Source organism: Bradyrhizobium sp. KBS0727, assembly GCF_005937885.2.
Classification (GTDB): domain Bacteria; phylum Pseudomonadota; class Alphaproteobacteria; order Rhizobiales; family Xanthobacteraceae; genus Bradyrhizobium.
On sequence record NZ_CP042176.1, the window covers coordinates 2,976,111 to 2,999,636 of the forward strand.

Genomic DNA, 23,526 nt, shown 5'->3' on the forward strand with positions numbered 1-23,526 from the left:
TGCATGACTTCCATGAACAAGGTCTTCGCCGACCTTCCCGTCACCGTGTTCGAGGCGATGTCGCAGGCCGCGCGCGACAACAACGCGATCAATCTCGGCCAGGGTTTTCCCGACGATCCCGGCCCGGAGGATATCCGCCGCGCTGCCGCGGACGCGACGGTCAACGGCTACAACCAATACCCGTCGATGATGGGCATTCCGGAACTGCGGACCGCGATATCAGATCATTACCGGCGCTGGCACAACCTCAGCCTCGATCCGATGACCGAGGTGATGGTGACCTCCGGCGGTACCGAGGCGCTGACCGCGTCGATCCTCGCCGTGGTCGAGCCCGGCGACGAAGTCGTGGTGTTCCAGCCGGTCTATGACAGCTACCTGCCGATCATCCGCCAGGCCGGCGGCATTCCGCGCCTGTTGCGGCTGGAGCCGCCGGAGTGGCGGCTGAACGAGGAGATGCTGCGCAGCGTCTTCAACCACAAGACCAAGGCGGTACTGTTCAACAATCCGCTCAATCCGGCCGCCGTGGTCTATCCGCGCGAAGACCTCGAATTGCTGGCGCGGTTCTGCCAGGAGTTCGACACCGTTGCGATCTGTGACGAGGTCTGGGAGCACGTGGTGTTCGATGGCCGCGAGCATATTCCGCTGATCACGATCCCGGGCATGCGCGACCGCACCATCAAGGTCGGCAGCGCCGGCAAGATCTTCTCGCTGACCGGCTGGAAGATCGGCTTTGTCTGCGCCGCGCCGCCGCTGCTCAGGGTCGCAGCCAAGGTACATCAGTTTCTCACCTTCACCACCGCGCCCAACCTGCAGGCCGCCGTCGCCTATGGCCTCAACAAGCCGGCGGAATATTTCTACGACATGCGCAACGATCTGGCGCGAAGCAGGGACCGCCTCACCAGGGGATTGGAGCGTATCGGTTTCCCGGTGCTGAAATCGCAGGGCACGTATTTCCTCACCGTCGACCTGTCGCCGCTCGGATTGAACGAAACCGATGTGGCATTCTGCCAGCGCATCGTCAGCGACTACAAGGTCGCCGCGATCCCGGTGTCGGCGTTCTACGAGCAGGATGCGGTGACGTCGGTGGTGCGATTCTGTTTCTCCAAGAAGGATGCCACGCTGGATACCGCGCTGGAGCGTTTGTCGGACGCGGTCCATCGCCGCAAAAGGTAGAAGAGATGCGCGACCGGACCCGGATCAAACGTCGTTTGCAGGTTTATTTGCTGGCCGCGACGGCGGTGGTTCTGCTGGCCGCGCCCGCCGGCGCCGAGGAGCGCACGGTCAATTTCTACAATTGGTCGAACTACATGGCGCCGGACGTGCTGGAGAACTTCACCAGGGAAACTGGCATCAAGGTGGTCTACGACACCTTCGACGCCAACGAGACGCTGGAGACGCGGCTGCTGGCGGGAAAATCCGGCTACGACGTCGTGGTGCCGACCGGCTATTTCCTGCAGCGCCAGATCACGGCAAAAGTTTTCCTGAAACTCGACAAGGCGAAGCTGCCGAACCTTGCCAACGCCTGGCCGGTGGTGACGCAGCAACTCGCCATCTACGATCCCGGCAACAATTACGGCGCCAACTACATGTGGGGCACCACCGGCATCGGCTACAACGTCAAGATGGCGGAAAAAATCCTCGGGCCGGATGCCAGGATCGACAGCTGGGACATGGTGTTCAAGCCGGAGAACCTTGCCAAATTCAAGGATTGCGGTATCCACATGCTGGATTCCGCCGATGACATTCTCCCGGCGGCGCTGAGCTATCTCGGCATCGACCCGAATTCGACCAAGCAGGCTGATCTCGAAAAGGCCGCCGATCTTGTCCTCAAGATCAGGCCCTATGTCCGCAAGTTTCACTCGTCCGAATATCTCGGCGCGCTGGCCTCCGGCGAGATCTGCTTCGTGGTTGGCTGGTCGGGCGACATCATGCAGGCGCGCAGCCGCGCGGCGGAAGCCAAAAACGGCATCGACATCGGCTACACCATCCCGAAGGAGGGCGCGCAGATGTTCTTCGACAATCTGGCGATACCGTCGGATGCGAAGAATGTCGCGGAAGCCTATGAGCTGATCAACTATCTCTACCGTCCCGAGGTCGCGGCCAAGAATTCGGATTTTCTGTCCTACGCCAACGGCAATCTGGCGAGCCAGAAGCTGATCGACCCCAAAATCCTGAACGACAAGAATATCTATCCGGACGAAGCGATGCAGAAGAAGCTGTTCGTGATCCAGGCCCGCGACGCCGCCACCCAGCGCATCATCAACCGGTTGTGGACCCGGGTGAAGACGGGGAAATGACTGCCCTCATCCTGAGGAGGCGCGAAGCGCCGTCTCGAAGGATGGCCACAGCGGGGCTCTATGGTTCGAGACGCGCGAAGACGCGCTCCTCACCATGAGGTCGAGCCCCTACCGCCAGCGGCGGTGCAGCCACAGCCACTGGTCGGGATATTCGCGCACCCAGCCTTCGATCACCGATGTGACCGCCTGCATCGTGCCCTGAATATCGATTTGTCCGGCGGCGTCGCGCACCGGCTTGACCTCTTCGGACAGTTCGGCGCGGAAGCGGTGGTTGGGCAGGCGGATGATGCGGACGCCGTGGACCGGGCATTCGACCTGCCGCAACAGCCTGGCCAGCGTCGGGTTGGCCTTGGTCTTGCGGCCGAAGAACGTCACCTCGACGCCGTTGCCCATGTACTGATCGACGAGCATCGCGACGTGCTGGCCGTTCTGCAGGGCTTCGGCGAGCTTGAGCGGCGCGTCGCGGCCGGCAGGTACCAGCGTGCCCATCTTGATCGCGCGGATCCGCTCGATCGCGCGATCGGCCGACTCGATGTTCGGCCGCCGGAACAGGATGGCGCAATCGAGCCCGTGGGCGACGGCGCCGAGCGCCGGGATTTCCCAGTTGCCGAGGTGGCTGGCGAAGATGATCGCTGGCTTGCCGTCATCGCGCAGCGCATCGAACAGTTGCTTGGTCCGCGCACTGAACTCGATGCGGCTTGGTTTCTCGGGATGGTCGAGGTCGTAATCCCAGATGTGGTCGAGATGGGCGAATTCAGCACCGATGCGGCCGAGATTGTCCCAGACGCCGGCCAGGATGGTTTCGATCTCCTCGGGCGATTTCTCGGGGAAGGCGGCGGTGAGATTTTCGCGGCCGATGCGATCCTCGCGCAGCCTTCGGCCGATGAAACGGGTGACCCGGCCAAAGAAGTTCGCGGTCTTGTCCGGGTCGAAATAGCGCGTCGAGCGCAACAGGCCGATCGTCAGCGCGCCGACGGCTGCTTCCGAAACCGGCTTGGCGGCGTCGCGCAGGCGTGCCTTGGTACGAAGGAGCAGGCGGTTCATGATGATAGCGTTTTCAAGCGAAGTGGATACCGGTTCGCGTTAAGAAAACGCGTCAAACGAAAGAGGCTGATAACGCGCTACACGGGTTCGCGCGTCAGGATCAGCGAGGCATTTTGCCCGCCGAAACCGAACGAGTTCGACATCACCGCGGTGACGCGGGCGTCGCGCGCCTTGTTGCCGACAACGTCGAACAGGATTGCCGGATCCGGCACCTCGTAATTGATGGTCGGCGGGATCCGCTGATGCTCAAGCGTCAAGAGCGAGAACACCGCCTCGACCGCACCGGCGGCCGAGATGGTATGTCCGACCATCGACTTGTTCGACGACACCGGGATCTTCGACAGGTGCTCGCCGAACACGACCGCCGTGGTGTTGTACTCCATCTTGTCGTTTTCGGGCGTCGCGGTGCCGTGCGCGTTGATGTGGTCGATCTGTTCCGGCTCGAGGCCGGCGTCGGCGAGCGTCTTGCGCATGCAGCCGATGATCGGCTTGCCGTCCGGGCTGGAGCGCGTGCGGTGGAACGAGTCGGTCAGCTCGCCGCAGCCGGCGACGACGCCGAGAATGGTGGCGCCGCGCGCCATCGCGGAATCATAGCTCTCCAGCACCATCGCGCCGGCACCCTCGGCCATGACGAAGCCGTCGCGGTTCTTCGAGAACGGCTTTGAAGCGGCCTGCGGCGGGTTGTTCTGCGTCGACAGCGCCGACAGCAGCGAGAAGCGCACCAGCGCTTCCGGATTGACCGAGCCGTCGGTGCCGACGCACAACGCGGCGTCGGCCTCGCCGCGGCGGATCGCTTCGACGCCGAGCTGGATCGCGGTGGCGCCGGAGGCACAGGCGGTCGATAGCGAGATCGGCGAGCCTTTGGTACCGAAGGTTTCGGCGAGATGGCTGGCCACCGAACCGAACATGAAGCGGTGATGAAATTCGCTGAACCTGCCGCCGCCGCTGACGCGCAGCATGTCACCATAATCGAACTGCGTCATTCCGGTCGCGCGCCCGAGCGCGAGCCGCTGCGGCCACTCGACCTCGACCGGGGCGACCGCGAGAAACAGCGGCCCGGGGAAATTCGCCTTGCTGCCGATGGCGGCCTGTTCGAGCGCTTCCTCGGTCGCAATTTCGGCCAGGCGCTCGGTGAGACCGGTCGACGTGGCTGGATCGACGGTGAGGAAATCGACAGTGCCGGCCATGGTGGTTTTCAGGCCGTCGACCGGAAACCGCGTCACGGTCCGGATCCCGGACTCGCCCGCGGTCAGCCGGGTCCAGTTGTCCCGCTTGCCGGCGCCGAGCGAGGTCACAACACCCATGCCGGTAACGACGACGATCGGCCTGCCAAGTTTATCGCGTGGTGCTGACATGGTTTCCCCGTCGATGCTGCGTCGGTTTCAAAAGCGCCTGCGCGCCGTATTTCCAACAGCGCGCTAGCGCGCCGTATTTCTGAGAGCGCGCATGCGCGCGCTTTATTTGATCGCTTCCACCAGCGCCATGCCTTCGCCCTGCCAGTGACCGGTCCCCAGCACGACAATCTGGGTCGGCGCATCAGGTTTTTCAACCTCGAGGCCGGTCGGATCGTTGGGCGGAAACAGGGCGCCGCGCGAGATTGAAAGTGCAGCCAGGGCCAGCCCAAGCGGAAACTGGGTTTCCAGTGTGTGGCCGAACATCGTCCCGGTCGCGCGCACCGCAAAGCCGGGGTGCTGGGCCAGGAACGTCTTTTCTTCCGACGTCACCGGTTCCGCGCCGGTAGCACCCGTGATCAGGTTGCCGTTGTCGGTGAGCACGCCGAGCTTCGGCCACATCGCTTCCAGCGATTTGGTCACCGCGCCCGGTTGCTGGCGCTGCGCGAGGTCGGCGACCACCTTGGTCAGTTTCGCGTAAGGCCTGGCACCGCGCGCTTCGGCGTGCTCGCGGGATTCCAGCACCAGGAAACAGCCGGCGGAACCGAGCGCGAAGCCGCTGTTGTCCTTGCGCGCCCATACCGGTGCGAAGTCGCCGGTCAGGTTGAAATCGTCGAATTCGTAGAGCACCAGCAGATCGGAACGCTCGCCATTGTGCGCCGCGCCGACCAGGGCGATGTCGCTCTGGCCGGATTCGATCCTGGCGAGCGCGATCCGGGCCGCGTCGATCGAGGCGGCTTCCTCGCCCATGAAGGTCCGCGACGTCCCGCAGACGCCATGGACGATGGCGATGTTGCCGGCGAGCAGGTTGGAGAGCTGGGCCAGAAACAGCGTCGGCCGCAGATCGTTCATCAGCCGCTCGTTGAGAAAGCCGGGCCCGGAATTGCCGTTGGCGTCGGCGTTCATGATCGCGAGGTCGACCGCGAGGTCGCGTTCGCCGCCGCCGGCGGCGACGATCATGTCGGTCCGGCCAAGAATTTCCGCGTTGCCCTTGATCCCGGCGGAATCCAGCGCCAGCCCCGCGGCATAGGTGCCGATGCGCTGCCAGGCTTCCATCTGACGCTGATCGCCCTTTTTCGGAATCTGGGCGTCGAACGAAACCGGGGCGAGCGGATGCACGATGTAGGGCGCGAAGCGCTGGGCTTCGGTATTGATCCGCTTTTGGTTCAGCGCATCCCAATGCGCGTCCAGTCCTTCGCCGAGCGAGGACACGATGCCGATGCCGGTGATCCAGACTTCCTTGGGCGGCGGGGATTTGGATTCAGTCATGCGTCATCGCCTGCAGGGGAAAGCCGATCTTGGTGGCCATTGCGTCCATGTGGACGCGCAAGTCCGGATGCGGGAAGGGGATCTGGCGGAAGGTCAGGTCGGCGCTGCATTTCAGTTCCTTGCCGACGCGCACCTTGGCCGAGGTCACCGCAAAGCCCGAGCCTTCGTGCTCGACCTTGGCCTCGATCGTCAAGAGGTCGCCCGGATTGACGAAACCGCGCATCTTGGCTTCCTTCACCATGGCAAGGAACGGCATGCGCTCGAACTTCGTGATGCCGAGCAGCAGCCAGCCGGAACTTTGCGCCATCGCCTCGGTCAGCAGCACGCCGGGCATGATCGGGTAGCCCGGGAAGTGCCCCTCGAAAATGGTGTGCTTTTCCGGAACCTGTGCCTCGACCGTAATCTTCTTCTCGTCGACGTTGAGGTCGACGATGCGATCGATCAGCCTGAAATAATCGAGTTCCATGGCGGGGCGACTACGCGCCCGTTCCTGCGTTCTTGGCGGCGACCAGTTCGTCGATGCGATCGGCGAGATTCTGCAGCACGAAATACTGTTCGGTCGTGGCCTTGCCGTCGTTGACTTCCTGGGTCCACTTTTCGAGCGGCATCTTGATGCCGAACGCCTTGTCGATTGCAAAGGCGATGTCGAGAAAGTCGAGGCTGTCGATTCCAAGATCGTCGATGGCGTGGCTCTCAGGCTTGATCGTGTCGCGGGGAATGTCGCAGGTCTCGGCGATAATGTTGGCGATCTGATCGTATGTAGAGGACATCATTAAGCCTTTGATATATTGGAGATAATCCGGATTGGCTGGAGGAGGCGGGCGGAGGCCCCGGAATGCCCTGTTTCCCCGGCCGGAGTCGAGAGCCCGTATATCGGAGCGGGGCCTTGAGTTCAATGGAGGCGGGCGGCCCAAGCGGGGACGGATTTGCCAGAAAAAATGGCTGTTTCCGGGGTCAGGTGCGCGGCATCTCGGAAATCCGGGCGCAGTCGCGCCGGCCCATCAGGACGCAGTCCTGGGTTCTGCGGAGATCGGCGATGCTGATGGCGAGCCAGATGCCGATCGCGGTCAGCGCGATGGTGAACGCCAGCGCTGCGACATTGGCGAGCATGCGGTGACGGAAGTCGTCGGGCTCGTCGCGGGCGCGTTCGTAACGGGACAGGTCGTTCGCCGTCGACAGCGCATGGGGCGGAGTGGGCTGTTCGTGCCGGCCGGGTGGATGCGCCGAGGTGCGCGGCCGGAATTTGAGCACGACGTGCTCGTCATTCCCTGATATCGGCCGCTGGCTCTTCACAATCGTCATCGTCGGTCCGCGACAAATCGTGGTCCTTTTTAGCACCGCCTGTGCGGCTTCCAACATCAAATCTTGGCGTGCATGACTGTCGCGCCGGCCTTGCAACGCCTTCGCTGGAAAGCACTCTAGTCCGGCAGCGTCTCGTGGAACCGGCCGTAGTCGACCCGCAGGCGGCCGTCCTCCGTGGTATCGAGGATTTCCGCATAGTGGTGCCCGATGCGGATGTCGGGATAGTCATAGGCTTTGCGGGCATGGACGGTTTGCGCTGCAACCACGTCGTATCCGGACACCACCACCACGAGCGAGATATTGTTGGCTTCGAGATCGTCGGCGTTGAGGCCGTATAACGGGCTGGCCTCGTCGATGACGTGAAACAGCGTCCAGCTCAGCGCCAGCGCCGGGCTTTCGTTGCGCGACAGCGGCAGTTCATAGAACCGTCGAAACGACCGGCCCTCCTTGCTGACGATATTCTTGAACAGCCATAGCCGCGCGTTGGCGTTGCTGATGATGTTGTGGCGCTCGTTGGCGAGGCGGATCATCAGCGTCGGCTCGCCCTCATGATCCGATATCACCGGGTTCTCGACGAACAGCAACCGGGCGCTCGGACGCGAGAAGCGCGCAAACACCAGCCCGGTCATGACCGACATCGAGAAGATGCCGGTGAACAGTTCGACGGTGGCGATGAAGTGGCCGTAATGGGTTTGCGGGTGCATGTCGCCGTAGCCGGCGGTCGAGAGCGTCTCGATGCTGAAATAGAGATAATCGATGTAGGCGCCGCCGGGCACGTTGGCGATCGGCTGGTTACCGATCCAGTAGAAGAACGCGAAGAAGGCGTTGAAGGCGATGAACACTACCGCGGCGCCGCCGATGAAGGCCGGCCAGGAAGCCGTCATGCACCGGTGGCTGATGTCGGCCCAGAAATTCAGATTCAGGCCTTCGGTGACGAACTCGCGGCCGCCAAGCCGCACCACCCGGGCTTTTGGCGTTCGTTCAGTCGGGCTTTTGGCCATTATTCGGTTCTCTCGCAGGCGCTTGCGGGCATTTTACCGGCCGCGCCATCATGGCATATTGGAACCGGTTTCAGAGCGATTTTTGCCGGTCAGGCCAGGGTCTAAATCTGGGTCTAAATAGAGGGTTCAAGCATGGCCAATACACGCGAACCAATTCTCAAACCGATCCCGATCCTGTCGCTGCGTCCGACCCAGATGACGGTCGGAATGCGCGAGGTGAAGGAAAAGAGCAAGCGCTGGCGCGAGCACAAGTCGGAAAAGAAGCGCGCCGAGTTGCTCGGCAAACACATGATCCCGGTCGTGCTCGGGCCGGACCAACGCCACTACGTGGTCGACCACCATCATCTGGCGTGCGCGTTGCACGCGGAAGGCGTCAAGGACATCCTCGTGACCGTGATCGGCGACCTCACCATGGTCCAACGCGACGCGTTCTGGGGTGTGATGGACAACAAACGGTGGGTCTATCCTTACGACGCCAAAGGCCAACGCCGGCATTTCAAGGACCTGCCGAAATCGATAGTCGATCTCAAGAACGATCCGTTCCGCAGCCTCGCCGGCGAACTGCGCCGCGCCGGCGGGTTTGCCAAGGACACCACCCCGTTCAGCGAATTCCTGTGGGCTGACTTCCTGCGCCGGAAGATGTCGCGCAAGAGCGTGGACGAGGACTTCGCCAAGGCGGTCGAGAAAGGCCTCGCCTTCGCCAAAAGCAAGGACGCGGTCTATCTGCCCGGCTGGTGCGGGCCGACGACGGACGATTGATCGCCGTGTTGAGGCGGCTCTTGTTTGACGCGTTTTCTGCCGCAGATAAGTCTACGCAATCTGCGTAAACTTGATTGCTACGTGAACCGGTATCCGTTTCACTCGAAAACGCGATGTCTTATTTCGGCAGCCGCCCCATCAGGTAGAACTCGTCGTTCGGGCGCATCGCGGTGACGTTGGCCATCCGGTTCGACAGCGCAAAGAACGCCGCGATCGCCGTGATGTCCCAGATGTCGTCGTCGGAAAAGCCGTGGCTGGCGAGCTCGGCAAAGTCCGCTTCCGAAACCTTGTTGGCCTCCTGGCTGACCTTCATGGCGAAATCGAGCATGGCGCGCTGCCGCGGCGTGATGTCGGCCTTGCGGTAGTTGACCGCGATCTGGTCGGCAATCTGCGGATTCTTGGCGCGGATGCGCAGGATCGCGCCATGCGCGATCACGCAGTAAAGGCACTGGTTGGCGCTCGAGGTCGCGACCACGATCATCTCGCGTTCGGCCTTGGTCAGGCCGCCTTCCTTTTCCATCAGCGCATCGTGATAGGCAAAGAACGCGCGAAACTCGTCGGGACGACAGGCCAGCGACAGGAACACGTTCGGCACGAATCCGGACTTCTCCTGCACCGCCAGAATGCGGGTGCGGATATCGTCCGGCAATTTGTCGATGGCGGGCGTCGGAAATCGTTTTGCGGCAGGCTGCGTCATGAAGTGGTTCCGGCTGGGGCCGTGTGAGACGGCGATCCCGGAACCATATCGCGATTTTGGACGGTGTGGATACCCTAGGCTCAGCGTAGCTGATGCCCGGGTCTCAGCGCAGCTGATGCCCGGGTCTCAGCGCAGCGGCTTTTTCAGCAGCGAGAAGCGATCGGGATCGAGCCCCATCGAGGGCTGCAGCATCGGCGCTTCCACCGGCGTCATGATCCGTGCGCCCGGACGGTCGCCGATCGAGGGATCGTTGGGGGTGTCGCGATTCGAGGTCGCGCCGCGCCAGCGTTCCAGCACGGCGCCGACGAAATGCATGTCATGTCCAGCGGCAACCGACGGCGCGGTGGCGATGGTGGCCTCGCTGCGCGGCAACTGATGCACCGGGACTTCCTTGAAGCGCAGCCGCGTCGGCAGCGCCACGCCTTCGCCGAACGCCAGCACTTCGCGGGTGCCGAGCGAGGGCACGAACGACAGCAGGTTTGCCGCGGCGTCCGATACCGCCGAGCGCAGCAGCGCCTGGTCGCGGTCGTTGGCCAGCCGCATCGCGAACAGCGTGTTGCACTGGGAGATGATGGTGGCGTCGAGTTCCGCCGGGCGCTGGGTGATGAGGCCGAGATAGACGCCGTATTTGCGGCCTTCCTTGGCGATGCGGGAGACCGCCTTTCGCGTCGGGCCGAAGCCGATGCTGCGGTCGGCGGCGGCGTAACGATGCGCTTCTTCGCAGACGAACAGCAGCGGCGACACGCCGTCGCTCCAGAGGCCGAAATCGAACGCCATCCGGCAACACACCGACACCACGGAATCGACGACTTCGGCGGGGAAACCGGCGAGTTGCATGATGGTCATCGGCCGGCCATTGGCGGGCAGGCGGAACAGATGGCTGATGACTTCGGCCATGGTGTCGCCGCCGACATTGGCGTTGTCGAACATGAACGTGTAGCGCGGATCGTTGCGGACGGTCTCGATGCGCGAGATCAGCTTGTGATAGATGATGCGCGACGAGCGGTTCTCCAGCTTGCCCATGCGTTCGTCGATCTGCGAAATCAGGTCGACCAGGCGGTAGGGCACCGGTGTATCGACGGTGTAGCCGACCGTTTTGGGGTCGACACGCTTCAGCCCGAGCCGATCTGAATTCTGGTACTGGGTATAGAGGCCCTTGGCCATCGGAATGACCTCGGCGAGAATATCGAGTTCCTCCGGTACGCCGGGGCGCCCGGCGAACAGCACGTCGACGATTTCCTCGAAATTGAACAGCCAGAACGGCAGTTTCAGGTTGCGCGGGTTGAGCACCAGCGAGCGGTCGCCGAAGCAGCGGCCATATTCGTTATGGACGTCGAGCAGGAAGATGCGCAGGTTCGGCCGCGCCCGCAGGATTTCGTTCAGCAGCAGCGAGACGCTGGTCGATTTACCGACGCCGGTCGAACCCAGGATCGCGAAGTGCTTCGAGAGCATTTCCTCGACGTCGACATAGGCGATGACGGACTTGTCCTGCTGCAGGGTGCCGATATTGATCTGGTCGGATCCGCTTGGCGCATAGACGGTGCGCAGATCCTGATTGGTGATCAGGTCGACATTGTCGCCGATGGTCGGATAGTTGGTGACGCCGCGCTGGAACTTGGGACGGTCGTCGCCGAGGATTTCGCCGAGCAGGTCGACCGAGGCGGTCGCGATATACTCGTCAGAGGCCGGCAAGGTCTCGCAACTCACCTCGGTGATCATGGCGACGATGGTGGAGGAGGAGGCGCAGCGAATGCTGATGAAGCGGCCGACGGTGGCGCGGACCTCCGAAACCGGCGTCTGACTTGTCGCCAGAAGCCCGACCCGGGCGAGGGAGCCGCGCACCGAAATTACACGTCCGAAGGATGTCACGGGTTTTGACCTGGCATGTCATGAATTTGGATCTGGCCCCATTATGAACAGCCCGGCTAGCGAAACGGTTAAGCCCGCGGGGTTCCGCATTCGCTAAATCTGCCGCATCTTGGTCAGAAACCGTTTTGCAACCGCGTCCCGTTCAGCGCATCGGCGGTCCGTTACGCTACAAAAGGGCCGTTTTCCCGCATCTGCGCAGGTTGCGCGACATCGGCCCTGTTTAATCATTCATTTACCACTTCGAAGAAGAGCGCCGGCCGTGCAGTCGCGCGCCGTTAACATCCGGCCAGGTACGGTGGATCCGGCGCCGACAACAGCCGCGGTAACCGCCTGCTAACCGCAACTTGTAACGGGCCTTCCATTTGTCTTGCGTAGAAGTGCTGCAGAGCGCGGCCGGCGGCCATGGATTGCTGTTGTGCGTCTGGCCGCGTTCCCGACCGTTCGCCGCCGCGGCGGATCGTGCGCGTGCCAGGGAACACCAGGGTGACCATCGACGACGGCCATCAATTGCCGGGAGCGGGTCCTGTCTATCCTGCCGATAAGGCCGGGATCGTCAGGCGGATCGCCGTTGGCGGCGTGTTGCTTGCGATGGCTATTTCGGTCGGCATCGCGATTTCGGCGTGGAGCCTTCGCGAACATATCCTGTTCGCGCTTGTCGCGGTTCTCGCGGTCATGGTCGGCCTGTTGCAGCGGCGCCATCGGCTGACCGACCGGAAGCTGGCTGCGGAGCGGCGCCAGCTTGCAATCGCCATGAACAACATCCCGCAAGGCCTTATTCTCTATGACGCATCGGCGCGGATCATCATCTGCAACCAGCCCTACATCGAGATGTTCGGGCTTTCGCCCGAAGTGGTCAAACCCGGCTGCACCATGCAGCGCCTGATCGCTCACCGGAAGGAGACCGGATCCTTTGACGGCGATGTCGACGCCTTCTGCGATGCCATCATCCACAAGGTCTCGCTCGGCAAGGCCACGCGTCAGCTCACCGAAGCGCCGGGCGGCCGGGCGATCGAGATCATCAACCGGCCGCTGAAGGCGGGCGGCTGGGTGGCCACGATCGAGGACATTACCGAGCGGACCCGCGCCGATGAGAAGATCGCGCATCTGGCGCATTACGATGCCTTGACCGACCTGCCGAACCGGGTGCTGTTCCGCGAACGGCTCGAGCAGGCACTGAAGGCGGTGCTGCCGGGCGAGCAACTCGCCGTGCTGTATATCGACATCGACGAGTTCAAGGGCGTCAACGATGCGCTCGGACATCCGATCGGCGATGAACTTCTGATGGGCGTCGCCGGGCGGCTGCGCGGTTGTCTCAAGGCATCCGACCTGGCGGCTCGCCTCGGCGGCGACGAATTCGCGGTGATTCAGACCGCTATCAAGAGCCAGTCGGAAGCCACTCAACTCGTTGATAAAATCCATTCGGCGATCAGGCAGCCGTTCGAGTGCACAGGGCACCTGATCACCACCGATGCCAGTATCGGCGTGGCGCTCGCGCCCGGCGACGGGATTGACCTCGACCAGTTGTTGAGGAACGCCGACCTCGCATTGTACGGGGCCAAAGGCGACGGACGGCGGACCTACCGCTTCTTCGAGGTCGGCATGGATGCGCGCGCCAAGGCGCGGCGATGCCTGGAGCTCGAACTGCGTCAGGCCATCAGCGATGGCAGCCTCGAGGCCTGGTATCAACCGGTGCTCAATCTGGAGGACAACCGGGTCTCCTCCTGCGAGGCGCTGTTGCGGTGGCGGCATCCGGAGCGCGGCATGATCTCGCCCGCGGAATTCATCCCGATCGCCGAAGAGACCGGCCTGATCAATCAGCTGGGCCACTGGGTGCTCAACACGGCCTGCGCCGAGGCGGCCAATTGGCCGGACGAGGTGCGCGTGGCGGTCAACGTCTCGCCCATTCAGTTCAGAAGCCAGTCGCTGGCGCTCAACGTCGCCGCGGCTCTCGCGGCCTCGGGCCTCTCGGCCGGCCGGCTCGAGCTCGAGATTACGGAAGCCGTCCTGATCCGCGATGACGAAGCCGCTCTCGAGGTGCTGCACCAGTTGCGCAAGCTCGGCGTCCGCATCGCGCTCGACGACTTCGGCACCGGTTATTCCTCGCTCAGCTACCTGCAGCGTTTTCCGTTCGACAAGATCAAGATCGATCGCTCCTTTATCCGGGACCTGGCCGGCGCCGGGGCCTCGTCGTCAATCGTCCAGGCCGTCGTCAACATCGCGGCCGCCAGCGACATGACGACGACCGCCGAGGGCGTCGAAACCGAACAGCAGCGCAACCTGCTCCATATCCTCGGCTGTACCGAGATGCAGGGCTTCCTGTTCAGCCCGGCGATACCGGCGGTGGAGATCAGGCGGCTGCTGCTTTCGCACCGCGGCAAGGCGGTATCGGCGGCTTGAACCGCCGGGCGCGGCTTGCTATCCACGACCTACAATAAGAAACAGGGCAGGGTGGAACGCGATGAACCGCGACAGCGCGTCTTGAGCGACTTCGCGCGGCCTTCCGCGCTCGCACCATTCCGGATCCGGAACTATCGTTTTCAGTGGCCTGCCGATCTGCTCACCTCGTGGGCTTTCGAGATGGAGACGCTGATCCTCGGCTGGTACGTGCTGGTCGAGACCGGGTCGGTCCTCCTGCTCACTCTGTTTGCCTCCCTCAGCTATGTCGGGACCCTGGTTGCGCCGATGTTCGGCGTGGTCGGCGACCGTATCGGCCATCGCGATCTCCTGGCGATGATGCGTGCGACTTACGCGGTACTGGCGTCGGTGCTGATGACGCTGGCGCTGACGGGTCATCTCAGTCCGCTCGTTGTCTGCGTCATTGCCGCGCTGATGGGCGTGGTCCGGCCGTCCGACCTCGGGGTACGCGGCGCGTTGGTCGCGACCATCATGCCGCACGACCAGTTGATCGGGGCGATCAGCATCTCCAGAACCACGATGGATACCGCGCGCATCGCCGGCGCGCTGAGCGGCGCCGGCCTGTTCGCGGCGCTCGGGATGGGACCGGCCTATGTCGCGATCGTCGGCCTCTATATGGTCGCCACCGCCCTGACGCTGTGCGTCGTGGCGCCCGCCAGACCGCACGCCGCGGGCGAGGCCGTCAGCGAGGCGCTGCGGCGTTCGCCCTTGCGCGACCTCAAAGAGGGGGTGGCCTATTGCTGGACCACGCCCCGGATGCAGGCCACGCTCTGGATCGCGTTCCTGGCCAATCTGACCGCATACCCGCTGACCAACGGCCTGCTGCCGTTCATTGCGCGTACGATCTACGGCACCAACCAGACCGGGCTCGGCTATCTGTCGGCCAGTTTCGCCATCGGCTCGCTGGTCGGATCGATCGTGTTGAGCCTGATCGGCGGCATCCGGGTGGCGCGGCTGATGATCGCCTCGACCGTGCTGTGGTACGCGACATTGCTGCTGTTCGTGCAGATGCAGACGGTGCCGACGGCGATCGCCTGCCTGGTCGTGGCGGGCTTCTCGCAAAGCCTCGCCATGATCTCGATCGCGGTGATCCTGATGCGGACCTCGAGCGAGCATTTTCGCGGCCGGGTGATGGGCGTGCGCATGATGGTGATCTACGGCCTGCCGCTCGGCCTGCTGGCCGCCGGCACCCTGATCGACGAGATCGGTTTTGTCGCAACCGGCACGCTCTATGCCGTCACCGGCATGGCGATGATGCTGGCCGTCATCCTGCACTGGCGCGCCGACCTCTGGCACGTTCAGGCGCCGGCCAATGCACGGTGAGTTATCTCACCTTGCGGGCTCGAAAACGTCGGAACTGCCGAGCGTCTCGATCATGTGGTCGATGAACGCCCTGACGCGGCCGGGAACGTTGCCGCCGCCGAGATAGACCGCGTGGATCAGTTCGAGATCGCCCGGGTTGAAGGCCTCCAGCAGCGGTATCAGCTCGCCGGACTTGATGGCGTCGGCGACATGCCAGCGGCCGAGCCGGGCGATGCCGACGCCTGACAGCACGATCTGCCGCATGGTCTCGCCATTGTTGACCTGGAGGTTACCGCTCACAGGCTGCTCGAACTCGCGCCGCTTGTGCCGGAACGGCCAGCCGATCCGCGAACGCCTGAAGTTGAAGGTCAGGCAGTTGTGCTGCGCGAGATCGGCGGGGGCGAGCGGGGTGCCGTGGCGCCGCAGGTAATCCGGCGCGGCACAGACGACCCGGCGGCTTTGCGCAAGCTTGCGCGCCTTCAACGTGCTGTCGGGCAGATCGCCGACGCGGATCGCGACGTCGGCTTTTTCCTCAAACAGATTGACCACTTCGTCGGTGAAGCTGAGATCGACGGTCAGGTTCGGATGGTTTTGCAGGAAGCGCCCGACCGAAGGCCCCACGAAGCTTGTGCCGAACGGCACCGAGGCGTTGACACGGATGCGGCCCCGCGCCGTCTCCGTCGCGACCGCCCGGTCCGCCTCGTTCAGATCCTGCAAGATGCGCTCGGCCGCGCGATAATAGGCCAGGCCTTCCTCGGTCAGCGTCAGCGCCCGCGTGGTTCGTGCCAAAAGCCTCGTGCCGAGACGCCGTTCCAGCCGGCCGATCAGCTTGCTCACGGCGGAGGGCGTCAAATCGAGGCTGCGGGCCGCGGCGGAGAAGGAGCCTTTCTCCACCACGCGTGCGAACACCTCCATCTCGCCGGACCTCTCCATCAGGATGCGCGGCATTTATGCCTCCGGTTCACAGGTGATATGAACATTAAGGAAATGGCGCTTGGCCGGGCAAGCCCTAGATGTTGCCAGCACGACGCACATCACAGGGGTTTGCCATGGACATGCAGTTGAACGGAAAGCGGGCGCTGGTGACGGGCGCGACCGCCGGGATCGGCCTTGAAATCGCGCGCAAGCTCGCGGCCGAAGGCGCCAACGTCGTCGTCACCGGCCGTGACCGCGCCAAGCTCGACGCCGCCATCGCGGACCTGCGCGCCTCCGGGGCCAAGGACATTTCCGGGATCGCGGCGGACGCGGCTACCGAAGCCGGAGCGGCGGCGATCATGAAAGCGCATCCGCAGGTCGACATCCTCGTCAACAATCTCGGCATCTACGAAAGCAAGGATTTCGCTGCCACCAGCGACGACGACTGGCGGCGCTATTTCGAGGTCAACGTGATGAGCGGGGTGCGGCTCGCGCGCTTCTATCTGCCTGCCATGCTGAAGCAGAACTGGGGCCGGATCATCTTCATCTCCAGCGAATCCGGCGTCGTGGTCCCCAGCGACATGATCCATTACGGCATGACCAAGAGCGCGCAGCTCTCGATCTCGCGCGGTCTCGCCGGGCTCACCAAGGGAACCGGCGTTACCGTCAATGCCGTGATGCCCGGGCCGACGCGTTCCGAAGGCATCGTCGACTTCCTGCGCAGCGTGTCTGATAACCCCGACGCGCCGGCTGCGGAGATCGAGGCCGAGTTCTTTGCCAAGAGCCGGCCGTCGTCGCTGCTGCAGCGCATGATCGAGGCCGGAGAGGTCGCCAACATGGTGACCTATCTCGCCAGTCCATTGTCATCAGCAACCAACGGCGCCGCGTTGCGGGTCGAAGGTGGCCTGGTCCCGACCATCGCCTGAACCGGTCGGGGCGAGGGGCGGTCGGCCTTACTGCACCTTGATATTGGCTTCCTTCAGCACCGGCTCCCACTTCACCGCCTCCGCGCGCATGAAGGCGTCGAACTCGGCCGGCGAGTTGCCGACCGGGGTGGCGCCCATTTTTTCCAGCGCGGTCAGCACGACCGGGTCTTTCAGGGCCGTTGCGAGGTCGGCATTGATCTTCGCGACCAGGTCAGGCGCCATGCCGGCGGGTCCCAAAAATCCCCACCAGACCGAGGCGTCGTAACCGGGCAGGCCGGATTCGGCGACCGTCGGAACATCCGGCAGCGCCTTCGCGCGCGCGGCCGTGGTCACGGCAAGCGCTCGCACGGCGCCGCCGTCGAGTTGGCCGACGACTTCGGGCAGCGGATTGACGCTCATGGGGATTTCACCTGATATCACGGCGGTGAGGGCCGGTGCGCCGCCCTTGTAGGGGATCGCCAGAATTTTCACCTTGGCCATGTAATTGAGCAGCTCGCCGGCGAGATGCGCCGAGGTGCCGTTGCCGGACATGCCGTAGGACAGCGATTCAGGTTTCGCGCGGGCGGTCGCCAGCAGTTCGCCGAGGTTTTTCACCGGATTGCTCTTGGACACCACGATCGCGAGCGGCGAAGCGGCGACCTCGCTGATCGCGGTAAAGTCCTTGAACGTGTCGTAGGGCAGTTTTGGATAGAAGAACTGGTTCAGCGGATGGCCGCTCGCCACCAGAATCAGGGTGTAACCGTCGGGCGGCGACTGCGTCAGCGCTTGCGAGGCAATGATCCCGCCGGCGCCCGGGCGGTTTTCGATCACCGGCTGCTGGCCCCAGGTTTTCGACAGCGACTGCCCGATCGTGCGCGCCAGCACGTCGACGGCGCCGCCGGCCGCATAGGGCACCAGGATGCGCACCGGCTTGGTCGGAAACGTCTCCGCGTTGGCGCTGGCGCCGGCGAGCAAAACGATCGTTGCCGCAAGCAGGCTGCGGATGATGTTGCCGTGGTGGGACATACCAAAAAGTCCTTCTGTGTCAGTCCGATGATTCAACAAGTTCAGGCGTCGCATCGAGCGCGCCGATCGTTTTGCAGCTACTCCGCAGCCGACGTCACGGCGCCATGCAAGCCGGCCCGCGCGATCGCCGCGCTGACCAGTCCCTCCGACTTCACGTCAAGTGTGAACTGCCGCAGGAATGCCATCCCCTGGCCCCGTCCCTTGGGAACGGCGACGGCAAAGTGCTCGACACCCCAGCGTCCCCCAAGCACTTTCGATCCCGGCAGTTTTTCGGCCATCTCGAACAGCGAGGCCTTGTTGGTCGCATAGGCGTCAAGTTTACCGGCCGACATCATTTCGATGCCGGCATCGAAGTTGGCGACACGAACGACTTCGGCGTGCTTGAAGTCGCGGGTCAGGGTCGCATCCGAGGAACTTCCCGCCGTGACGCCGACGCGAAGGCCGGCGGTATCGACCTCGGCGACGGTTGCCAGCGCAGACCCCTTCGGGACGAGATAGCCGAGCTCGACGTCCATGAAGGGCGGCCCGAAATCCATGTCCTTGGCCCGCGCTGCTGATGAGCTATTGGTGAAGGCGACATCGGCGGTGCCATTTTTGATCGCGGCGAGGACGTCGGCGTTCTTGGAAAACACCACCGGCGCATAGGGGACACCGAGCCGCTTGGCGAGTTCCTTGCCGAGATCGTAACCGACGCCGCGCGGGCCGCCGGCTTTCGGATCCGGCAGGATCGAGGTCGGCGTGCCCGTATAGAGTGCGGCCCGCAGCACGCCCGATGGCGCCAGGATCGCGCGCGGTTCCGGATCGGCCGCGACGGCGGGCGCGCCGCGCCAGGCCAGCGATCCCGCGACGATCAAAAGCGCAACGATGGTCCCGCGCATCCGCCAGCTCCTTGTCATTCCCAATCGGGGCGGCGCGGCCACCCCGCGTCGGTCCAGATATTTGTTGACCAGACCTTAGATTTTGTACAAACGTACAAAACCAGCGCGCGGAAAGCAAATCCCAAAGGCAAATCCCAAAAGCAGCCCCATGACGCGAAATCCGAACATGCGCGAAGCGATTTTGAGCGCGGCGGAACTGCTGTTCTCGACGCGCGGCTTCAACGCGGTGTCGATCCGCGACATCGCGCTGGAAGCGGGCGCCAACCCCGGCAGCATCACCTATCACTTCAAGAGCAAGGACGGACTGCTGCTGGAAATCTACAAGCGGCATTGCGGGCCCATGAACAAGCGCCGCATCGAGCTGCTGGTCGCCGCCACGCGCGTGCGTGACGTGCAGGACCGGCTGGAGGCGATCGTGCGCGCCTATGTGCAGCCGGCGTTTTCCTCCAGCAGCGATCTTGCCGGCGGCGGCGCGCGGTTCACCCGGCTTCGGGCCGTGATGTCGGCGGAAGGCAACGCCGTGGTCGGCCGCATCATCGCCGAGATTTTTGACGACACCACCAACGCCTTCATCGAGGCGATCGAGCAGAGCCTGCCGCATCTGCCGCGCACCTCGATCGTCTGGCGATCGCAATTCCTGCTCGGCGCGCTGTATTACACCCTCGTCAACCCGGAGCGGGTGACGCGGCTGTCGCGCGGCGAAGCCGACGGCGCTGATATGGCGGAAGCGATCGAGCAACTGGTGTCGGCGACGGTGGCGTCGTTGCAGGCGCCCGACGTCAACCATCTCCCGGCAAACACCATTGCGACGCCCGCGAAAGCTGCCGGCCGCAAGAACGCCCGGACGCATTCGGGCGCGAAATAAAGCGATCAGCTGATAACATGATGCAGAAGCCAACCATTCCGGGTCCCGATCCCGAACCAAGGACTCCGAAATTCAAACTTCCGCCGCTGGCCTGTGACGCGCACACCCACATCTTTGGACCCGGCGACAAATATCCGTATGCACCGGGGCGGCCCTACACGCCACCCGATGCGCCGCTGGCGGATTTCCAGGCCTTGCACAAAAAGCTCGGCATCGGCCGCGCCGTGATCGTCAATGCCAGCGTGCACGGCACCGACAACCGGGTGGCGCTGGATGCCATCGCCGTCAGCAACGGCACCTTTCGCGCCGTCGCCAATATCGACGATACCATTACCGAGCGCGGTTTGCGCGAGCTGCATGAGGGCGGGTTTCGCGGCTGCCGATTCAACTTCGTGCGTCATCTCGGCGGCGTGCCCGACATGGCGGTGTTCCATCGCATCGTGGCGATGGTGGCGCCGCTGGGCTGGCACATCGATCTCCATTTCGATGCGATCGATCTGCCCGAGTATGCCGGGATGCTGGCAAAATTGCCGGTGCGTTACACCATCGACCACATGGGACGGGTCAAGGCATCAGATGGTCTCGATCAGTTGCCGTTCCGGACGCTGATCGAGCTGATGACCCGCGACGAGAAGTGCTGGGTCAAGGTCTGCGGTTGCGAACGGGTGTCGTCCGGCGGCCCGCCGTTCCACGACGCCGTGCCGTTCGCGCGCCGTATCATCGAGACCGCGCCGGACCGCGTGATCTGGGGAACCGACTGGCCGCATCCCAACGTCAAGGCGATGCCGAATGACGGCGATCTCGTCGACCTGATCCCGCTGTTCGCGCCGGAAGTTGAGCTGCAGCAGAAGATCCTGGTCGACAATCCCGCCCGTCTGTTCGAGTTCTGAGATGGCAGGGCGCACGAGGGTTTTCATGAACAGGCGCCATGCAACGATCGCCGGGCTGGTGGCAGTGGCGGCTACGCTCGTGACGCCGCAGCTCGCCTGCGCGCAAACCTATCCGAGCCGGCCGATCCGGCTGATCCTGCCGTTCGGCCCGGGCGGGGTCGCCGATGTCACGGCGCGGATCGTGACGGAAAAGCTCGGCGAAAAGCTCGGTCAGCGTTTCATCATCGAGAACATGCCGGGCGCCGGCGGTATCACCGCCGCCCGCGCCGTGCTGTCGTCGCCGCCGGACGGCTACACCCTGGCGCTGTTGAGCAACGGCACCGCCATTTCAGTGTCGATGTTCAAGAGCCTGAACTTCAATCCGGTGACCGATTTCGTTCCGGTCTCGAGCATGGGCACTTTCGACTTCATCTTCGTCACCAAATCCGGCTCGCCCTACGCGACGCTGGCGGACTTCATCCAAGCAGCCGAGGCAAAACCGGGCACGCTCAATGTCGGCACCATCAATGTCGGCTCGACCCAGAACCTCGCCGCGCAACTGTTCAAGTCGACCGCCGGCATCGACGTCACCATCGTGCCGTTCCGCAGTTCGCCGGACGTCCTGATCGCGCTGTTGCGCGGCGATATCCAGATGGGAATCGAGAACTACACCGCGGTGCAGTCGCATATTGCCGATCATGCGGTGGCCGCGGTGGCGTCCTCGGGATCGGTTCGCACCAGCTTCATGCCTGACGTGCCGACGGTGAAGGAAGCCGGCGGCGGCGAGTTCGAGGCGCGGTCCTGGAACGCGATCTTCGCGCCCAAGGGCACGCCGCCGGAGGTGATCAAGACGCTGAACGCCGCGTTGCGCGAGGTGCTCGATGATCCCCAGCTGAAAGCGCGCGCGCTCGAACTCGGTATCGAAGCCAAGGCTAGCTCGCCCGACGAAATTCTGGGGCGGCTGAAGGACGATATCGGCAAATGGGCCGACGTGATCGACCGCGCAGGAATAGCGAAGCAGTAAATAAATAAAAGGAGGAATTCATGAGCAACGCGAACAAAACCGGGCTTGTGGTCACGGCGCATCCCGGCGATTTCGTCTGGCGCGCGGGCGGCGCGATCGCGTTGCACGCCAGGAAGGGCTATCGCATCAAGATTGCCTGCCTGTCGTTCGGCGAGCGCGGTGAGAGCCAGTTCGCCTGGAAGGAGCCGGGCGCGACGCTGGAGAAGGTCAAGGCCGGCCGGCGCGACGAGGCGCAGCGCGCGGCGGAGATGCTGGGCGCGGAAATCGAATTCTTCGATGCCGGCGACTACCCGCTGCGGCTGACCGAAGCGCATTTCGACCGCATGGTCGACATCTACCGCGAACTCAATCCGTCCTTCGTGCTGACCCACGCGCTGGAGGATCCCTATAATTTCGATCACCCCAATGCCGCGCATTTCGCCCAGGAAACGCGGGTGGTGGCGCAGGCGATGGGTCACAAGCCCGGCGCCAAATACACCTACGCCGCGCCGCCGGTGTTTCTGTTTGAGCCGCACCAGCCCGAGCAGTGCAATTTCAAGCCGCAGGTGATCCTCAACATCGACGAGGTCTGGGACCTCAAGCGCAAGACCTTCGAGATTCTCGCGGCGCAAAAGCATCTGTGGGCGTATTATGAGCGGGTCGCGCTGAATCGGGGCGTGCAGGGCGGACGCAATTCGGGCAAGGCCATGACCTATGGCGAGGCCTATCAGCGGCTGTTCCCGATGGCGGTGGAGGAACTGGCGTGATGGCGACGCGCTTGCGCACCTTGCTCGGCGATTATCCGGGAACGGCCGCCCTGAAGAATGGAACGGTCAAGTCCGATTCCGTCGCGTTGGATTTCGTCGATTATTCGCCGGCGCATAAGGGTTTCAAGCCGATGGTCCGCGAGGCGGCGTTCGATGTCTCGGAACTGGCCATCGTCACGTTTCTGATGGCGAAGAGTTTTGGCAAGCCGATGGTGCTGCTGCCCAATGTGGTGGTGGCGCGGTCGCAGCATGGCTATGCGCTCTATAATGCCAGACACGGCACGCTAAAACCCGCCGACCTCAACGGCAAGCGCGTCGGCATCCGCTCGTTCACCACCACGACCGGCGCCTGGTTGCGCGGCATCCTCGCCAACGATTATGGCGTCGACCTCGACTCGATCGACTGGGTCACGTTCGAGGAGGCGCATGTCGCCGAATTCCAAGACATCACCAAGCGGGCTCCGGCCGGCAAGCAGGTCGTCCAGATGCTGATCGACGGCGAACTCGATGCGGTGCTCGGCGAAAAGTCCGACCACCCGGACCTGAAGCCGTTGTTTGCCGATGCCGGAACGGAAGAAAAAGCCTGGTTCGATAAGCACAAGGTGAAGCCGATCAACCATATGGTGGTGGTGAGCCAAGAGCTGTCCGACACCAGTCCCGCTGCCGTGCGGGAGGTCTATCGGTTGCTGTCGGCGTCGGCCGCGACGTCGCCGGCCGCGCCGTGGTTCGATGCCGACGAAATGCGGCGCTCGCTGGAATTGATCATTCACTATTGCACGCAGCAAAAGCTGATCCCGCGCGCGTTCACGGTCGATGAGCTGTTCGACGACGTGACGCGGAAGCTTTTGTAGCTCACGTACGGTGTCATCATCCGCGAAAGCGGATGATCCGGTATTCCGTGGCGTTTCGGCCGTACTCGACGGCACGGAGTACTGGATACTCCGCCTTCGCG

The 23,526-nt window shown here is 63.5% G+C and carries 23 protein-coding genes; 11 read left to right on the forward strand and 12 right to left on the reverse strand.

Annotation, left to right across the window (positions count from 1 at the left end; all coding sequences use genetic code 11):
• Window positions 1-3: 3 nt before the first annotated feature.
• Window positions 4-1,173, forward strand: a complete 1,170-nt coding sequence (locus tag FFI89_RS13535) for an aminotransferase (protein ID WP_138837277.1) — start codon at window positions 4-6, stop codon at window positions 1,171-1,173.
• Window positions 1,174-1,178: 5 nt separating this feature from the next.
• Window positions 1,179-2,297 carry a polyamine ABC transporter substrate-binding protein gene (locus tag FFI89_RS13540; protein WP_138837279.1) on the forward strand — a complete coding sequence of 373 codons (1,119 nt, stop codon included), beginning with the start codon at window positions 1,179-1,181 and terminating at the stop codon, window positions 2,295-2,297.
• Between the two features lie 108 nt (window positions 2,298-2,405).
• Here the strand turns inward: FFI89_RS13540 and FFI89_RS13545 are convergent, their stop codons facing one another.
• The 7 genes from FFI89_RS13545 to FFI89_RS13575 form a co-directional block, all read right to left on the reverse strand.
• The gene (locus FFI89_RS13545; protein ID WP_138837281.1) at window positions 2,406-3,341 is read right to left on the reverse strand and encodes a lipid A biosynthesis lauroyl acyltransferase; all 936 of its coding nucleotides are present in this window, start codon (window positions 3,339-3,341) and stop codon (window positions 2,406-2,408) included.
• A 77-nt stretch (window positions 3,342-3,418) separates the two neighbouring features.
• The gene (locus tag FFI89_RS13550; protein WP_138837283.1) at window positions 3,419-4,696 is read right to left on the reverse strand and encodes a beta-ketoacyl-ACP synthase; all 1,278 of its coding nucleotides are present in this window, start codon (window positions 4,694-4,696) and stop codon (window positions 3,419-3,421) included.
• A 102-nt stretch (window positions 4,697-4,798) separates the two neighbouring features.
• Window positions 4,799-6,001 carry a beta-ketoacyl-ACP synthase gene (locus FFI89_RS13555; RefSeq protein ID WP_138837285.1) on the reverse strand — a complete coding sequence of 401 codons (1,203 nt, stop codon included), beginning with the start codon at window positions 5,999-6,001 and terminating at the stop codon, window positions 4,799-4,801.
• Window positions 5,994-6,467 (reverse strand): 3-hydroxyacyl-ACP dehydratase FabZ family protein, encoded by a 474-nt coding sequence (locus FFI89_RS13560; RefSeq protein WP_138837287.1) that lies wholly within the window; start codon window positions 6,465-6,467, stop codon window positions 5,994-5,996. Before FFI89_RS13560 ends, FFI89_RS13555 begins: the two co-directional genes overlap by 8 nt.
• A 10-nt stretch (window positions 6,468-6,477) precedes the next feature.
• Window positions 6,478-6,771, reverse strand: a complete 294-nt coding sequence (locus FFI89_RS13565; RefSeq protein WP_074832091.1) for an acyl carrier protein — start codon at window positions 6,769-6,771, stop codon at window positions 6,478-6,480.
• A 184-nt stretch (window positions 6,772-6,955) separates the two neighbouring features.
• Window positions 6,956-7,294 (reverse strand): hypothetical protein, encoded by a 339-nt coding sequence (locus tag FFI89_RS13570; protein ID WP_138839244.1) that lies wholly within the window; start codon window positions 7,292-7,294, stop codon window positions 6,956-6,958.
• A gap of 125 nt (window positions 7,295-7,419) precedes the next feature.
• Complete coding sequence (locus tag FFI89_RS13575; RefSeq protein WP_138837289.1) at window positions 7,420-8,304, reverse strand: ion channel; 885 nt, start codon at window positions 8,302-8,304, stop codon at window positions 7,420-7,422.
• 132 nt (window positions 8,305-8,436) lie between these two features.
• Between FFI89_RS13575 and FFI89_RS13580 the strand changes: the two genes are divergently transcribed.
• Complete coding sequence (locus FFI89_RS13580) at window positions 8,437-9,063, forward strand: ParB-like protein (RefSeq protein WP_138837291.1); 627 nt, start codon at window positions 8,437-8,439, stop codon at window positions 9,061-9,063.
• A gap of 118 nt (window positions 9,064-9,181) precedes the next feature.
• Here FFI89_RS13580 and FFI89_RS13585 read toward each other — a convergent pair whose 3' ends face one another.
• Together FFI89_RS13585 and FFI89_RS13590 are read right to left on the reverse strand one after the other, a co-directional pair.
• Window positions 9,182-9,760: a peroxidase-related enzyme gene (locus FFI89_RS13585; RefSeq protein ID WP_138837293.1), complete on the reverse strand. Its 579-nt coding sequence runs from the start codon at window positions 9,758-9,760 to the stop codon at window positions 9,182-9,184.
• 126 nt (window positions 9,761-9,886) lie between these two features.
• Entirely contained in the window at window positions 9,887-11,629 is a 1,743-nt protein-coding gene (locus tag FFI89_RS13590) for an ATP-binding protein (RefSeq protein ID WP_138837295.1), read from the reverse strand.
• Window positions 11,630-12,112: 483 nt separating this feature from the next.
• Here FFI89_RS13590 and FFI89_RS13595 point away from each other — a divergent pair, with 483 nt between their 5' ends.
• A complete protein-coding gene (locus tag FFI89_RS13595; protein WP_371722486.1) occupies window positions 12,113-14,026 on the forward strand; it encodes a putative bifunctional diguanylate cyclase/phosphodiesterase in 1,914 nt (637 codons plus the stop codon).
• 81 nt (window positions 14,027-14,107) lie between these two features.
• Window positions 14,108-15,367, forward strand: a complete 1,260-nt coding sequence (locus tag FFI89_RS13600; protein ID WP_138837299.1) for an MFS transporter — start codon at window positions 14,108-14,110, stop codon at window positions 15,365-15,367.
• A gap of 6 nt (window positions 15,368-15,373) precedes the next feature.
• Here FFI89_RS13600 and FFI89_RS13605 read toward each other — a convergent pair whose 3' ends face one another.
• On the reverse strand, window positions 15,374-16,294 hold the full coding sequence (locus FFI89_RS13605) for a LysR family transcriptional regulator (protein ID WP_138837301.1): 921 nt from the start codon (window positions 16,292-16,294) through the stop codon (window positions 15,374-15,376).
• A gap of 101 nt (window positions 16,295-16,395) precedes the next feature.
• On the opposite strand from FFI89_RS13605, the gene FFI89_RS13610 reads away from it, so the two are divergent.
• On the forward strand, window positions 16,396-17,187 hold the full coding sequence (locus FFI89_RS13610) for an SDR family NAD(P)-dependent oxidoreductase (protein ID WP_138837303.1): 792 nt from the start codon (window positions 16,396-16,398) through the stop codon (window positions 17,185-17,187).
• Window positions 17,188-17,214: 27 nt separating this feature from the next.
• On the opposite strand, the gene FFI89_RS13615 is transcribed toward FFI89_RS13610, so the two are convergent.
• Both FFI89_RS13615 and FFI89_RS13620 read right to left on the reverse strand, forming a co-directional pair.
• Window positions 17,215-18,192: a tripartite tricarboxylate transporter substrate binding protein gene (locus FFI89_RS13615; RefSeq protein ID WP_138837305.1), complete on the reverse strand. Its 978-nt coding sequence runs from the start codon at window positions 18,190-18,192 to the stop codon at window positions 17,215-17,217.
• Window positions 18,193-18,269: 77 nt separating this feature from the next.
• Window positions 18,270-19,070, reverse strand: coding sequence for a transporter substrate-binding domain-containing protein (locus FFI89_RS13620; protein WP_138837307.1), 801 nt, complete (start codon window positions 19,068-19,070; stop codon window positions 18,270-18,272).
• Between the two features lie 166 nt (window positions 19,071-19,236).
• Between FFI89_RS13620 and FFI89_RS13625 the strand changes: the two genes are divergently transcribed.
• The 5 genes from FFI89_RS13625 to FFI89_RS13645 are packed head-to-tail and all read left to right on the forward strand — an operon-like array spanning window position 19,237 to window position 23,425.
• Window positions 19,237-19,935: a TetR/AcrR family transcriptional regulator gene (locus FFI89_RS13625; protein WP_246669450.1), complete on the forward strand. Its 699-nt coding sequence runs from the start codon at window positions 19,237-19,239 to the stop codon at window positions 19,933-19,935.
• A gap of 17 nt (window positions 19,936-19,952) precedes the next feature.
• Window positions 19,953-20,825 carry an amidohydrolase gene (locus FFI89_RS13630; RefSeq protein WP_138837311.1) on the forward strand — a complete coding sequence of 291 codons (873 nt, stop codon included), beginning with the start codon at window positions 19,953-19,955 and terminating at the stop codon, window positions 20,823-20,825.
• Between the two features lie 25 nt (window positions 20,826-20,850).
• The gene (locus FFI89_RS13635) at window positions 20,851-21,828 is read left to right on the forward strand and encodes a tripartite tricarboxylate transporter substrate binding protein (protein WP_246669451.1); all 978 of its coding nucleotides are present in this window, start codon (window positions 20,851-20,853) and stop codon (window positions 21,826-21,828) included.
• 20 nt (window positions 21,829-21,848) lie between these two features.
• Window positions 21,849-22,574 carry a PIG-L deacetylase family protein gene (locus FFI89_RS13640; RefSeq protein WP_138837315.1) on the forward strand — a complete coding sequence of 242 codons (726 nt, stop codon included), beginning with the start codon at window positions 21,849-21,851 and terminating at the stop codon, window positions 22,572-22,574.
• A complete protein-coding gene (locus FFI89_RS13645) occupies window positions 22,574-23,425 on the forward strand; it encodes a hypothetical protein (RefSeq protein WP_138837317.1) in 852 nt (283 codons plus the stop codon). Before FFI89_RS13640 ends, FFI89_RS13645 begins: the two co-directional genes overlap by 1 nt.
• Window positions 23,426-23,526 lie beyond the last annotated feature (101 nt).